The sequence below is a fragment of the Solibacillus sp. genome (genome assembly GCF_040273735.1).
Taxonomy (GTDB): Bacteria; Bacillota; Bacilli; order Bacillales_A; family Planococcaceae; genus Solibacillus.
Genome location: NZ_JBELZM010000001.1, coordinates 26,118 through 39,580 on the forward strand (window position 1 = coordinate 26,118; position 13,463 = coordinate 39,580).

The following is a 13,463-nucleotide window of genomic DNA, read 5'->3' on the forward strand; positions in this document are numbered from 1 at the left end:
TAGCTTTTTTTGTTTTATGAAGTGGCTTTCATTAAATGAGGCGCTTTTTTGACTGTCCATAAATAGGCAAGCGTGAAACAGCCGACGAGCACAAAAGTTCCCAGAATATATGGAGAATTCGGGTTCCAATCGAACAGGACACCTGCAAGTGCTGGACCGAACATATTGCCAAGACTCATATAAGCATTGTTCATACCGGCAGCAAAGCCTTGTTCATTACCAGCAAGCTTTGAAATAAGTGTATTTACTGCAGGACGAATAAATGTTGTGGCAATCGAAAACAGAGTTGCGACAATTAAAATGATGAAGAAGCCACTAATGTAAATAACGAGCAGCATCATTGCGGCCGCCAACAGTAAGTTGACTAAAATAACCTTCATTTCCCCGAAACGTTTAAATAGTTTATTCACGACAAACATTTGCAACACTACACCCGCAAACCCGCCGACTGTTAAAATAATGGCGATTTCTGAGGGAGTATAACCAAACTTATGGTCTAAATAAAGTGTTAAAGTTGCTTGGAAATTGGAAATACCAAAACTGAACGTGAAGACGATGATTAAAAAGATGAAATAGGAGGTCTTCACAGATTTGACCATTTGCATTGCCAGTTTTTCACGTGGCGCAATTGTCTCTCGAATATTTTTTATATTAGGTAAATATATAGCAGACATTATTGCAGCCATATATGCTACAGCTCCGGCTAAAAAGAAAGGGAATGTCAAATTTACTTCAGATAAGAAACCGCCTACACCCGGACCGACCATAAAGCCTAAAGACATAGCTGCACCGATCATACCCATCCCTTTGCCGCGCTCTTCATATGTCGTAATATCGGCTACAAATGCCATAATTGGCGCCATAATAAATGCTGCGCCTGTTCCGCTTAAAAAACGTGCTAAAAACAAAACCCATACTTCTGAAGCGAGACCGAATAAAATTTGTGAAGACCCATACACGATCAGTCCGCCAATAATAAACATTTTCCGGCCATGTCGATCCGACAAATCTCCGGCAACCGGAGAGAAAAGAAACTGTGCGAGAGCGAAGCCTGCAATTAAAAAACCGAGCACTTGTCCACCGACACCGAAAACTTGCAAATAGGCAGGCATAACAGGAACAATAATCCCGATACCGCCCATTGTAATGAACATATTAAACATTAATAAATAAAGCGCTAACTTATTGGATTTTTCTGTCATAGAATGCCAGCCTTCCTGTTTAGGTATTTCGATACTAGAAATATATAATTTATATTAAATATCATACTCTATAAATTTCAAAATTGCATTTAATCATGTCGAATCTTAATAAAGAAATTGTTAGTAGGAAGCTTTTATATGAAGCTATAGAAGTCATGAACTATCGGGTATTTATACTAACAAGTATACCCCCTACACATAATGCTTTTGTGTAGGGGGTACGTTAAAAATTAATAAACGTTATTTCGTTGCTATATAAGATTCACCGAGAATTTCATGCAACTTGTATTCGTCTGGTGAGAGTTGCTGATTAATAAAAAATTGAACATCCGATTTTTCCAGATCGTACATTACTTCAATTTCTTTAGAAAAAATCAGCTTTTCCGTTTTTAGAAGTGTAGGTAAGGATGGCTGTTCTGCTGGTTGAAGTTCTTCTGTATCAATAACTTGTTTTAAGCCGTCAATATAGGCCTGTAATGGCTGACCACCAACAATTTTTACACCTTTATTTTCCTTGTTTACAATGATAATCGATGGGAAACCTCTTACTCCAAGAGTTTTCACGAGTTCGAAATCTTCATTTAATAATTGTTGTCCGATAGGTTGCTCTGCTTCACTTACAATGGATTCACCATTAAGTCCAAGCTGATTAACAAGTTCTACTAAAACAGACCGTTCAGAAATATTCTCGTTAAATACAAAAAGGGCTTCTCTTGCACGACGTAAATATTCGGATGCAACCTTCTCACTATAATTTTTTTGGAGTACTTTAAAAACATGAGACGGCGGATAGGACGAGTGAACAGGATTATCCACCATTAGAGAACCATCAATCGGCATTCTTGAATACTGGCCTACTTCTCGCCAATGGCCAGCAACATCAGCTGGCTTATAGATTCCGTTTGCAGGATCAATAGGTCCGTCATGCCATTTTTCCAGTAAGCCTCCCATTACAGTATGGAAGTTGAAATGCTTTCCGTACTGTTTTATAAAACGGCCAATTACAGGTTCGATTGCCCAGCAATGTGAACAAATCGGATCTGTTACATAATAAAGATCCACTGATTTTTTCTGTTTGTTAAAATCAATTAGTTCCAATTCACTTTCCTCAGCCACACCACAAACTCCAGTTACTAAATCACAAACCATATTATTATTTTTCAATGTAAATTCCTCCCTTAAGTGATATCTTTGTTCTATAATTGAATTGTAAAATATGTTAAATACATTGAGTACCGATAGTTCGGGCGATGTGTTGTATATTCAACACATTCGGGAATCTGTATAGAAAGTGGGAGGGATTATAATGAAGGAAGTAAAAGTAGACCCTAGAATACGTCGTACACGTAAACTAATAATGGATGCTTTTATAGAACTTTCAAGTCAGAAGGAATTCAAGGATATAACGGTGAAGGATATTACAGCTGAGGCGATGATTAACCGTGCAACTTTCTATTATCATTTTGAAGATATTTACGATCTTTTGGATAAATCATTATCGGAAGTATTATTAGTTAATTTAAACTGTGAGACGTACAAAAGCAGTGAATTAAATGAAGAAGTGGTAAGCAGCATTTTCAAGGCCATTACAGAATTCCAAATGTCATTATCTACTCGTTGTCATCGAGGCTATGAAGATACGATTGCTCGAATTATCAGGGAACAGCTTGAAATCATTTTTTATCATATGCTCGTTAACCAGCGATCAAATGATGATGTGCAAACATTAAAGCTTACGTCAGTCATGCTGAGCTGGGGGATATATGGAGCTTCTGTAGAGTGGAAAAGAAGCATTGAAAAAGTTGAACCGGAAGCCTATATTAAATCGGTTTTACCATTTATCATGTCTGGAATTGGCGGCATGTGAAAGGGGAAGTATGGATGAATTATAAATTTTGGACTGTTGTCATGATTCAAAAAGAGGATAAAGTATTGTTGCTCAACCGACAGCATGATCAATTCAAAGGATATATTCCACCGGGTGGTAAAGTGGATTTTCCTGAAGGCTTTGCTGAAGGTGCAATCCGTGAAGTAAAAGAAGAGACAGGGTTGGAAGTACAGTCATTAGTGTTTAAAGGAATCTCCCATTACACGAATCCGGAATTGCTCGAGCATTTTATTATTTATAATTACTGGACGGATGATTTTGCGGGGGAAGTTTTAGACTCCTGCACAGAAGGGGAGCTGGAGTGGGTGAAAATAAGCGAGGCCAAATATTACCCGATGCAGGAGGATATTCAAGTACGCTTCGATTTGTTCTTCGAGCCAGGAACATTTGAAATTCATACGATGTGGGATGAACAAAACAATCAAATCGACAGGCGTATCATACATAAGCTATAAAAAAAGCGTGACCAAATTATTGGCCACGCCTTCGTGTTACTTCAAACTTTATTTCAAGCTCATTTTAAATTCAAGGAAGTATTCGTTGTATTTTCCTAGCCATTCAAGGCCAAGGTTTTCATAAACTTCCAATGTTTCACGCTGGTCATGTGACGGGTAGAAACGTTCATCGTTAATAACTTCCTCATCCATCAGTTCCCAAGCGGCTTCATTAGGTGTTGAATAGCCGACATAATCTGCATTTTGTGCAGCATTTTCAGGATCAAGCATGAAGTTGATAAATTTATGGGCACCTTCAATATTTTGTGAAGTTTTTGGAATAACCATATTATCGAACCATAAGTTAGAGCCTTCTTGCGGTACGGCAAACTCCAATTCTTCATTTTCCCACATCATATCTGCCGCCTGACCGGAGAATGTTAACGCTACAGATGCTTCATTATTTATCATAAGCGGTGTAATTTCATCACCGATAATTGCTTTAATGTTTGGTGAAAGCTCAATTAAATGATCTGTCGCTTTACGCAATAAGTCATCATCTTTCACATTAAGTGACTCGCCGATTGAGTTCAGCCCCATTCCGATTACTTCACGGGAGCCATCAACCAGAAATACTTTACGTTTTAATGAAGGATCCCATAAGTCTTCCCAAGTTTCAAAAGTTAAATGGTCATCAATTAAATTCGGATTATAGACAACTCCAACTGTTCCCCAGAAATAAGGGATGGAGTATTCATTCCCTTGATCGAACGGCAAATCCAGAAAGTCTTCATTAATATTTTGCAGATTCGGAACTAAGTTATGATTAATCGGAATAAGCAGGTCATCTTCCTTCATTGATTCAATCGTATATTCTGAAGGGACAGCAATATCATAGGCAGAGCCGCCTTGCTGTACTTTCGTCAACATTGCTTCATTTGAATCAAAGGTTTCATAAGTTACTTTAATTCCGGTTTCTTCTTCAAATTTATCGATTAATTCCGGATCGATATATTCCCCCCAGTTATAAACCGTTAATGTATCTTTACTTCCTGCAGAACCAGCTGATTGCATACGGTCAACTGTAAAAAACAGCAGGGCACATACAATGACAATGGCAGCCGTTGCTTGAACTAATTCTCTCATCGTTGTCCCCCCGTTGCTACTGATTTTGATCGTTTGTTAATAAAGTAGTATCCGATAACGATTAATACCGTTACAGCAAATACTAACCCTGAAATAGCATTGATTGTTAATGAAATGCCGGCACGGGCCATCGAGTAAATTTCTACAGATAATGTACTGAAGCCATTTCCTGTTACGAAAAATGTAACCGCGAAGTCATCTAGGGAATACGTCAATGCCATGAAGAAACCGGCGAAAATTCCTGGAGAAATATACGGTAAAATAACACGTGTCAATACATCGCGTTTCGTTGCACCTAAGTCTCGTGCAGCATCGATCAGGGAAGTATTCATTTCAAGCAATTTCGGTAAAACCATAAGTACAACAATCGGGACACTGAATGCGACATGCGATACAAGTACTGAAGCGAATCCTAGTTTTACACCGATCATTGTAAATAAAATTAAGAAGCTTGCACCGATTACAACATCAGGTGAAACAATCAGAACATTATTTAACGAAAGCAATGTATTGCGCATCTTTTTATCTTTCAATGAAACAATACCGATCGCCCCAAGCGTTCCGATAATCGTTGCGATTAAACCTGATAAAAGGGCAACAAGTACTGTGTTCAGCAAAATAATAATTAATCTTGAATCTTCAAATACAGCCGCATAGTGCTCAAGTGTGAATGACTCGAAATTATTCATGCTGCCGCCACTGTTAAAGGAGTAGAAAATTAAATAAAATATTGGTGCGTAAAGGATCGCAAATACGAAAAGTAAATATACTTTCGACATAGCGGACAACTTTTTCATCAGATACGTCCTCCTTTAGATTTTTGTCTCGTAAACAGCATTGTGAGCACCATGAATAAAATTAAGAACACGGCAATTGTCGAACCCATACCCCAGTTTTGGGAAACAAGGAATTGTTGTTCAATCGCCGTACCTAAAGTAATAACCTGGTTGCCGGCGATTAAACGTGTAATCATGAACAGTGATAATGCTGGAATGAACGTTACTTGAATTCCTGATTTTACGCCATCGATTGTCAGCGGGAAAATGACACGACGGAAAGTTGTCCATGCATTTGCCCCCAAGTCTCGTGATGCGTAAATAAGTGAAGGATTCATTTTATCCAATGAGTTAAAAATCGGAATAATCATAAACGGAATGAAAATGTAAACAGATACAAATACAAAACTAAAATCCGTAAATAAAATTTGTTTTGGATCAAAACCAAATACTTCAATCATTGCATTGATCGGACCGTACAAACCGAAAATGCCGATAAATGCATATGTTTTTAACAGCAGGTTAATCCAAGAAGGAATAATAATCAGCATAAGCCATAGCTGTTTATGCTTCGTCTTAGTCAGTAAGTAAGCAGTTGGATAGGCAAATAATAAGGTAAACAATGTAATTAAAAATGCATACCAGAAACTGCTTAATGTCATTTTCAAATAAACCGGTGTAAAGAATTTCGCATAGTTGGCCAATGTAAAATTCCCGTTTAAATCAAGAACTGAATAATAGACGATTAGCGCAATTGGCGCGATAACGAATAAAATTATCCAAAATACGTAGGGGATTAAAGGTCCTTTAGCTGCTTTATTCATGTTCTTCATCCCCATACGCTTCTAAACGTCTATCGAAATCTTCTTCCGTTTCATTTAAACGCATTACATGAATTGCTTCCGGATCAAAGTCCAACCCGATTTCCGCGCCAACTTCCGCTTTTTTCAATGAATGGACAAGCCATTCATTGCCGTCTTTATCATATGTCGATAATTCGTAGTGCACGCCACGGAACAGTTGTGTATCTACTGTTACGATCAGCTTGCCGTTTTCAGGTGTTGTAATTTCCAAGTCTTCCGGACGAATAACAATATCGATTTTTTCATTCGGTTTCATCCCTCCGTCGACACATTCAAACTCTTTTCCAGCAAATTTTACGCGGTAATCTTCAAGCATGATTCCGTCTACAATATTGGATTCACCGATAAAGTCCGCAACAAAACGGTTGATCGGCTCATCGTAAATATCAACAGGTGTACCGGACTGTTTTATTTCACCTTGGGAAAGGACAAAAATTTCATCACTCATTGCAAGTGCCTCTTCCTGGTCATGTGTAACAAATATAAATGTTTTACCAAGACGCTGCTGCAGTTCGCGTAGTTCGTACTGCATTTCTGTACGTAATTTTAAATCAAGCGCAGATAAAGGCTCATCAAGTAGAATTACGTCCGGATCATTGACGATTGCACGGGCAATTGCAACACGCTGACGCTGACCACCAGACATTTCGGAAATTTCCCGGCTGCCGTAGCCCGCCAAGTTAACGAACTTTAATGCTTCCTGCACCCGTTCTTTCACTTCGGCTTCTTTTACTTTTTTGATTCGTAAGCCAAATGCGACGTTTTCAAAAACATTCAAATGAGGGAAGAGTGCATAATCCTGGAATACTGTATTTACTTGGCGCTCATTTGCAGGAACATCATTGATACGTTTTCCGTTGAAGAAAACATCCCCTGTAGAGGCATCGGTAAACCCGGCAATTATACGTAAAATTGTTGTTTTTCCGCATCCGGATGGTCCGAGTAATGTATAGAATTTACCTCGTTCCAATTCAAAGTTAATATTTTTTAATACTACTGTTCCGTCATCATATGATTTTGTGACATTCTCAAAGCGAATAATCGTGTTATCCATTATGCATCCTCCTAATTTATAAATATGATTGTGTCGCGACAAGGAGCAATTTTGTTATGCCACTGTGCGCATTGAAAATTTGATGGTTGGAAGATGCTTCGTAATATACGGCATCACCTTCACTGGCGATATATTCTTCATTGCCAAGAACGACTCGAATTCGTCCGTTTTGAACATAGATGAACGTTTCTGCCAGAGAGGGCTCAAATGCTTTAAATTCTGCATCTTTTTGCAATGTTATGAAAACAGGCTCCATTTCCTTTTCGTTTGAAGTAGGAATAAGCCATTCAATTTCATATTTTTTATCTTGATCAATGAAGCATGTTTGTTCATCTTTCGCGAAAACAATTTTTTCATTTTTTTGCGTATCATCAAAAAAGTCCCGAGGCGAACACCCGAGAACTTCCAGTAAGTTAAACAATGTTTCAATGGAAGGGGAATTTAAGTCGCGCTCCAATTGGGAAATATAACCTTTCGTTAAATCGGTACGTTCCCCGAGCTCTTCCTGGGTAAGCCCTTTTTTTATACGAAGGGATTTAATTTTTGAACCAATTTGCATATAGTCACACCCCTTATATTTTTCGCTCAATAGTTTACTGTATATAAACCTTGAGTAAGGAAGTTTACTTTTACATTACTTTTAGTTTACGAAAGCAATAATAATTATACATAATAAATATGTATTTTCAAGAGTCTTGTCCAAATATATATTGATATACGTATTGAGGCATTTGAATGGTACCGAAAAAACCGTTATTACATATGTTACAACGAGGTGAATATAAATGAGGATTCGAACAATAATGCCATCATTAAGTGGCGCGACGAAAATATTAAATCGGGAGAATACTTACGAAGAAAATGCTAAAGCAACATTGGTTTATTTCTGGTCAATGAGCTGTTCGGAATGTGCCCATTCCATTAAAAACTTGAAGGAATTGGAACGTATATTTGGGGATCGGTTAACGGTTCATGCGATTCATATGCCAAGAGAAGAATCGGATTATTCGGATGCCCTTGTTAAAGAGAAAATAAAGCAATTGGAAATAATATACCCTGTTTACCTTGATAATGAACTAAAAATAAGCGACAGTTTTGGAAACAAATTCGTACCTGCTTACTATATATTTGATCAACAGCAGCAACTACGCTTTTTTAAGGCGGGCTATTTTGCATCGAAATTACTGCAACAGAAAATAGAACGTATAATTTAATGACAATAGCTGTTTTGATGCGTTAAACTAGTGGCAACTGGATGTTCGGAGGAGAGAAGAATGAAAAAAGAATTCGTAGTAATAGGGTTAGGACGTTTTGGAGGAAGTATCGTACGTGAACTCGTTAAACAGGGGGCCAATGTAATGGCAATCGATACAGATAGTGAACGTGTCGATGAATATGCCCGCATAGCAACACAGGCTGTAGTAGCGGATACGACAGAAGAGGAAACAATCAAATCACTAGGTTTGTGGAATTTCGAACATGTCATTGTAGCGATTGGAGAAGATATCCAATCTAGTATTTTAACTACGCTTATTTTGAAAGAGCTCGGGGTTCCGCAAATTACAGTTAAAGCGCAAAATGACTACCATGAAAAAGTATTGCTGAAAATCGGTGCAGATTTTGTCGTACACCCTGAACGTGATATGGGTATCCGGATCGCCAATAACATGATGTCTAACAGTGTCCTTGATTATTTGGAGATTTCCGGTGAACATTCCATCATGGAAATTAAAGCAAACGAAAGTATTGCCGGCCAGTCGTTAATCGAGCTGGATGTAAGGGCAAAATACGGCTTGAATATTGTCGGCATTACACGCGGTGATGAGATCATGATTTCCCCAAATGCAACAGAACGTATTCAAGTAGGGGATGTCTTACTTATAATCGGCGCGGATGTCGATATTAACCGATTTGTGAAGAAGGTTATTCAGCGGTAGGTTAGAGCTGTTTTGACGGGAATTCGGACATAACTAAAAATCCATCATTTTGCGAAAGCAAAATGATGGATTTTTTATATTGAGGACTAGTCCCGTTTTATACTTCCATAATGATCGGTAAAATCATTGGACGACGTTTTGTTTTTTCATATAAATATGGGCCTAATACATCGGTAATTTCATTTTTCAAATCATTCCATTGTGTATCTTTTTCCTGAATCGTGCTGTTTAAATGATGGTTCAGCATTTTTTGTGCTTCATTGATCATCATGCCTGATTCACGCATATACACAAATCCGCGAGAAATAATATCCGGACCAGAAACAATTTTGTTTTTAGCCATATCGACACTTACGACTACGATGACTAAACCTTCTTCTGAAAGAATTCGGCGGTCACGTAATACAATATTGCCGATATCCCCAATTCCGTTCCCATCGATATACACATCGCCTGAAGGAATTCGTCCTGCAACATGTGCTTCATTTGCACTTAATGCAAGAACATCGCCATTTTCCATAACGAATGAGTTTTCCAATGGAACTTCACAAGCTTCAGCTAATTCAGTATGAATTTTCAACATGCGATATTCACCATGAATCGGCATAAAGAATTTCGGTTTCATTAAACGAAGCATAAGCTTTTGTTCTTGTTGAGAACCGTGACCTGAAGTATGGATATTATTTAATGCGCCATGGATAACTTCTGCACCAGCACGGAATAATAAGTTGATGATTTTGTTTACGCTCATCGTGTTACCAGGAACCGGAGAAGATGAGAATACTACTGTATCACCAGGCTGGATTTGAATTTGACGGTGTGTACCATTAGCAATACGTGATAATGCAGCCATTGGCTCACCTTGTGAACCGGTACATAAAATCATCACTTCATTTGCAGGTAAACGGTTTAAGCTTTGTATATCGACAAATGTTTCTTTAGGTGCTGTAATATAGCCTAATTCACGGCCGATTGTAATCGCATTATCCATTGATCGACCGAACACAGCAATTTTACGACCATATTTCATGGCTGCATCTGTTGCCTGTTGTAAACGGTGGATATTTGAAGCGAATGTTGCAAAAATAATACGTCCGTCAACTTTACGGAAAATTTCGTCAATGCTTTTCCCGACTGTACGCTCAGACATTGTAAAATCAGGCTTTTCGGCGTTTGTACTATCCGATAGTAAACAAAGGACACCATCGCGGCCGATTTCCGCCATTTTCGTCAAGTTAGCAGGCTCGCCTACTGGAGTAAAGTCAAACTTAAAGTCACCAGTATGCACAATATTACCTGGTGGTGTCTTTATGACAATACCATATGCATCTGGGATACTATGTGTTGTACGGAAGAAGCTAACGGCCGTTTTACGGAATTTAATGACATCATTCTCTTTAAATTCAATCAGCTTTGTTGTACGTAATAAGCCATGCTCTTCTAATTTGTTGCGAAGTAGACCTAGTGCAAGTTTCCCGCCGTATACCGGAATATTAACTTGACGTAATAAATAAGGAATACCACCGATATGATCTTCGTGACCATGTGTTATAAATAAGCCTTTGATTTTGTCTACATTTCGAACTAAATACGTATAGTCTGGAATTACATAGTCAATGCCAAGCAAATCGTCTTCAGGGAACTTAATACCTGCATCTATTAGTATGATTTCATCTTGGAATTGTACTGCATATGTGTTTTTGCCGATTTCGCCCAGTCCGCCGAGTGCGAATACAGCCGCTTGATCATTCTTAACGAATTTCATAACAATTAAGCGTTCTCCAGACGGAAATTCGGGCTATTTTGTTCGTATTCTAAATAGTTGCCTTCTAGAAGTTGAACAAGTTCGATATTGTAGTTACGGTCTTTTAGATAGTGACGTACTTCACGTTCAGATGCCGCCTCTAAATAAAGTGTTTTTGTGTTTTCGCGAACTGGAATCTCAGAAATGTTTTCTTGATAATAGACTTTGTAAATCATAGTTACTCTCCTTTAAGTACGAACATTATTACTGCACTTCTAAATTGTAGAAAAATGCATTTCCTTTATATTATCACGGGACTCCTTTAAAATAAAGAAAAGCCCTTCAAATTTCGTGAACATCAAAGTGGCCACGAATGAAAAAAATGGCACGTCCTGTAATTGGGCGTGCCACTCTAAATGAAGTGTTAGGCAATTAATTTTTTTCCGAGGATGCCATTCAATCGTTTTCGCCATTTCTTTTTGAGACGTTTTAACATAGGTCATCACTCCTCACACTCATTATACTAAATATTCAGATTTTTGTAAAGGGCCTATAAAGTGAAACTTCAATCCATGGGGAGTTTTACTCCCATGGATTGTTAGTTGAACCAATCGGGCATTTACGGATAGTTGATCTCATCTCTATCCTTTTAGCCCTGCTGAAGTCTGGAGGCGGGAATCTCGCCTATGCCGATACACTTTCGAGGCATGATATACTACCCGTTGATGCGGGATGATAATTAAAGGAGCGTTATAAATTGAAGAAAATATTATTTTTTGATGTAGACGGTACTCTATACAATTCAGATAAAAAATTACCTGCTTCAGCAAAGGAAGCACTATTCAAGGCACGCGAAAATGGCCACGAAATTGCGATTGCAACAGGACGTGCGCCATTTATGATAAAAGAGATACTGGAAGAGCTTGAAATCGATACATATGTGACATTTAACGGGCAATATGTAGTTTATCAAGGCGAAGTGGTTTATACAGACCAGATCGCCAACGAAACATTAACTGAAATACTCGAATTTGGCGCACAGCGAAATCATCCGTTAGTTTTCCTGAATGAAAAGGAAATGATTGCTACCGAAAGCGACTATGAAAGTGTGGAGAGCAGTTTATCCACACTTCAGTATCCATATCCGCAAATCGATCCGCGATACTACTTGCATACACCGGTTTATCAAACACTTGTATTTATAGAAGAAAAAGATCAGCCGATTTATGAGCAGCAATTCCCGCAAGTACAATTTATCCGTTGGCATCCTTTCTCATGTGACGTCCTGCCAGATGGTGGATCAAAGGCAAATGGCATTCGAAAATTGCTGCAACATATTAATTATCCTGTAGAGGATGTTATTACATTTGGCGATGGATTAAATGACATTGAAATGCTGTCAGAGTTTGGCTATAGTGTAGCGATGGAAAATGGTCATGTACGGGCAAAGGAAGCAGCTTCAATGATTACTGGACATGTGGACAATGACGGCTTGGCTGACGCAATGAAGAAGTTGAAGTTGATTTAGTTAGGGGTAGGAAAAGCGTTGTGAAAAGACTTTTTCACAGCGTTTTTTGTTATCGAATGGGCGTTTATTTTATTAGAACAATGTTAATATTTATTAGAAAAACAGATGTCGATATTAGAAAGAATGGAAAGGATTTTAGAACATCACGCTACCATTTTAGAACAATGGACAGTTATATTGGAAAATCTCTTTTTTATTAGAACAATTAAAAGGATATTAGAACATTTACGGATTTTATTAAAACTTTCAAAAGCTGAAATGACTTTCTTCTATAGTAACTGATCAAAAAAGAACCCATTTTCGCTACTAACGAAAGTGGGTTCAGCTGAAGTTAATCTCTTCCGAATGGAATGCTGTTTTCTAATTGAACAAACGGGTCTTTTTCATCGATGCGATCATAAAACATAACTCCGTTTAAATGATCAAGTTCATGCTGGAACGCGATTGCAGGAAGTCCGGATAAACGCATTTTCTTTTCTTCTCCGTCCACTGTCATAAACTTCACAGTGATACGTGCATAGCGATAAACATAGCCAGGAACTGCACGGTCTACAGATAAGCAGCCTTCACCACTTGTTATATAAGTCTGTTCAACAGAATGGCTAACAATTCTAGGGTTAACAGCGACAAAGCTGATTTGTTCGCCGTTTTCATCTTCCAAATGCAATGCAAACATACGTTTTAAACTGTTTACCTGGTTTGCAGCTAAGCCGATGCCACCGCGTAAATTATATTTTTCAGCAATTTCGGGATTTTGGCTATTAATTAAATATTGAAGCATATCATCTGCAAGTTTTCGATCTTCTGCAGATAACGGAAAAGTAACTTCCTCCGCGCGGGTACGTAAAGTAGGGTGTCCTTCACGGATAATGTGTTCCATTAAAATCATGT

General features: G+C 38.2%; 15 protein-coding genes. 5 read left to right on the forward strand and 10 right to left on the reverse strand.

Annotation, left to right across the window (positions count from 1 at the left end; genetic code table 11):
• Positions 1 to 14: 14 nt before the first annotated feature.
• Together ABS917_RS00130 and ABS917_RS00135 are read right to left on the reverse strand one after the other, a co-directional pair.
• Entirely contained in the window at positions 15 to 1,202 is a 1,188-nt protein-coding gene (locus ABS917_RS00130; protein ID WP_350477131.1) for an MFS transporter, read from the reverse strand.
• A 240-nt stretch (positions 1,203 to 1,442) separates the two neighbouring features.
• Entirely contained in the window at positions 1,443 to 2,366 is a 924-nt protein-coding gene (locus ABS917_RS00135) for a DsbA family protein (protein WP_350477132.1), read from the reverse strand.
• A 142-nt stretch (positions 2,367 to 2,508) separates the two neighbouring features.
• Between ABS917_RS00135 and ABS917_RS00140 the strand changes: the two genes are divergently transcribed.
• Both ABS917_RS00140 and ABS917_RS00145 read left to right on the forward strand, forming a co-directional pair.
• Positions 2,509 to 3,069 (forward strand): TetR/AcrR family transcriptional regulator, encoded by a 561-nt coding sequence (locus ABS917_RS00140; protein WP_350477133.1) that lies wholly within the window; start codon positions 2,509 to 2,511, stop codon positions 3,067 to 3,069.
• Positions 3,070 to 3,083: 14 nt separating this feature from the next.
• Complete coding sequence (locus ABS917_RS00145) at positions 3,084 to 3,545, forward strand: 8-oxo-dGTP diphosphatase (protein WP_350477134.1); 462 nt, start codon at positions 3,084 to 3,086, stop codon at positions 3,543 to 3,545.
• A 48-nt stretch (positions 3,546 to 3,593) separates the two neighbouring features.
• On the opposite strand, the gene ABS917_RS00150 is transcribed toward ABS917_RS00145, so the two are convergent.
• The 5 genes from ABS917_RS00150 to ABS917_RS00170 are packed head-to-tail and all read right to left on the reverse strand — an operon-like array spanning position 3,594 to position 7,922.
• A complete protein-coding gene (locus ABS917_RS00150; RefSeq protein WP_350477135.1) occupies positions 3,594 to 4,670 on the reverse strand; it encodes an ABC transporter substrate-binding protein in 1,077 nt (358 codons plus the stop codon).
• A complete protein-coding gene (locus ABS917_RS00155; protein WP_339197949.1) occupies positions 4,667 to 5,467 on the reverse strand; it encodes an ABC transporter permease in 801 nt (266 codons plus the stop codon). The genes ABS917_RS00150 and ABS917_RS00155 overlap by 4 nt, the downstream gene beginning before the upstream one ends.
• On the reverse strand, positions 5,467 to 6,270 hold the full coding sequence (locus tag ABS917_RS00160; RefSeq protein ID WP_350477136.1) for an ABC transporter permease: 804 nt from the start codon (positions 6,268 to 6,270) through the stop codon (positions 5,467 to 5,469). Before ABS917_RS00160 ends, ABS917_RS00155 begins: the two co-directional genes overlap by 1 nt.
• Positions 6,263 to 7,363, reverse strand: coding sequence for an ABC transporter ATP-binding protein (locus ABS917_RS00165; protein WP_350477137.1), 1,101 nt, complete (start codon positions 7,361 to 7,363; stop codon positions 6,263 to 6,265). Before ABS917_RS00165 ends, ABS917_RS00160 begins: the two co-directional genes overlap by 8 nt.
• 16 nt (positions 7,364 to 7,379) lie before the next feature.
• Positions 7,380 to 7,922, reverse strand: coding sequence for a helix-turn-helix domain-containing protein (locus ABS917_RS00170; RefSeq protein WP_350477138.1), 543 nt, complete (start codon positions 7,920 to 7,922; stop codon positions 7,380 to 7,382).
• Between the two features lie 226 nt (positions 7,923 to 8,148).
• Here ABS917_RS00170 and ABS917_RS00175 point away from each other — a divergent pair, with 226 nt between their 5' ends.
• Both ABS917_RS00175 and ABS917_RS00180 read left to right on the forward strand, forming a co-directional pair.
• Entirely contained in the window at positions 8,149 to 8,577 is a 429-nt protein-coding gene (locus tag ABS917_RS00175; protein WP_350477139.1) for a redoxin domain-containing protein, read from the forward strand.
• A gap of 60 nt (positions 8,578 to 8,637) precedes the next feature.
• Positions 8,638 to 9,300 carry a potassium channel family protein gene (locus ABS917_RS00180; protein ID WP_350477140.1) on the forward strand — a complete coding sequence of 221 codons (663 nt, stop codon included), beginning with the start codon at positions 8,638 to 8,640 and terminating at the stop codon, positions 9,298 to 9,300.
• 97 nt (positions 9,301 to 9,397) lie between these two features.
• Here the strand turns inward: ABS917_RS00180 and rnjA are convergent, their stop codons facing one another.
• Positions 9,398 to 11,065, reverse strand: coding sequence for a ribonuclease J1 (rnjA, locus tag ABS917_RS00185; RefSeq protein ID WP_350477141.1), 1,668 nt, complete (start codon positions 11,063 to 11,065; stop codon positions 9,398 to 9,400).
• A 5-nt stretch (positions 11,066 to 11,070) separates the two neighbouring features.
• The gene (locus ABS917_RS00190) at positions 11,071 to 11,280 is read right to left on the reverse strand and encodes a DNA-dependent RNA polymerase subunit epsilon (protein WP_350477142.1); all 210 of its coding nucleotides are present in this window, start codon (positions 11,278 to 11,280) and stop codon (positions 11,071 to 11,073) included.
• 521 nt (positions 11,281 to 11,801) lie between these two features.
• Between ABS917_RS00190 and ABS917_RS00195 the strand changes: the two genes are divergently transcribed.
• Positions 11,802 to 12,572, forward strand: coding sequence for a Cof-type HAD-IIB family hydrolase (locus ABS917_RS00195; protein ID WP_350477143.1), 771 nt, complete (start codon positions 11,802 to 11,804; stop codon positions 12,570 to 12,572).
• Positions 12,573 to 12,903: 331 nt separating this feature from the next.
• On the opposite strand, the gene def is transcribed toward ABS917_RS00195, so the two are convergent.
• Positions 12,904 to 13,461, reverse strand: coding sequence for a peptide deformylase (gene def / locus ABS917_RS00200; protein WP_350477144.1), 558 nt, complete (start codon positions 13,459 to 13,461; stop codon positions 12,904 to 12,906).
• Between the last annotated feature and the right edge of the window lie 2 nt (positions 13,462 to 13,463).

Bases quoted from the DNA above. Each gene is read 5' to 3' on its own strand.
- ABS917_RS00130 (WP_350477131.1), bottom strand. From the start codon at position 1,202: ATGACAGAAAAATCCAATAAGTTAGCGCTTTATTTATTAATGTTTAAT.
- ABS917_RS00140 (WP_350477133.1), top strand. From the start codon at position 2,509: ATGAAGGAAGTAAAAGTAGACCCTAGAATACGTCGTACACGTAAACTA.
- ABS917_RS00145 (WP_350477134.1), top strand. From the start codon at position 3,084: ATGAATTATAAATTTTGGACTGTTGTCATGATTCAAAAAGAGGATAAA.
- ABS917_RS00150 (WP_350477135.1), bottom strand. From the start codon at position 4,670: ATGAGAGAATTAGTTCAAGCAACGGCTGCCATTGTCATTGTATGTGCC.
- ABS917_RS00155 (WP_339197949.1), bottom strand. From the start codon at position 5,467: ATGAAAAAGTTGTCCGCTATGTCGAAAGTATATTTACTTTTCGTATTT.
- ABS917_RS00160 (WP_350477136.1), bottom strand. From the start codon at position 6,270: ATGAATAAAGCAGCTAAAGGACCTTTAATCCCCTACGTATTTTGGATA.
- ABS917_RS00165 (WP_350477137.1), bottom strand. From the start codon at position 7,363: ATGGATAACACGATTATTCGCTTTGAGAATGTCACAAAATCATATGAT.
- ABS917_RS00170 (WP_350477138.1), bottom strand. From the start codon at position 7,922: ATGCAAATTGGTTCAAAAATTAAATCCCTTCGTATAAAAAAAGGGCTT.
- ABS917_RS00175 (WP_350477139.1), top strand. From the start codon at position 8,149: ATGAGGATTCGAACAATAATGCCATCATTAAGTGGCGCGACGAAAATA.
- ABS917_RS00180 (WP_350477140.1), top strand. From the start codon at position 8,638: ATGAAAAAAGAATTCGTAGTAATAGGGTTAGGACGTTTTGGAGGAAGT.
- rnjA (WP_350477141.1), bottom strand. From the start codon at position 11,065: ATGAAATTCGTTAAGAATGATCAAGCGGCTGTATTCGCACTCGGCGGA.
- ABS917_RS00190 (WP_350477142.1), bottom strand. From the start codon at position 11,280: ATGATTTACAAAGTCTATTATCAAGAAAACATTTCTGAGATTCCAGTT.
- def (WP_350477144.1), bottom strand. From the start codon at position 13,461: ATGATTTTAATGGAACACATTATCCGTGAAGGACACCCTACTTTACGT.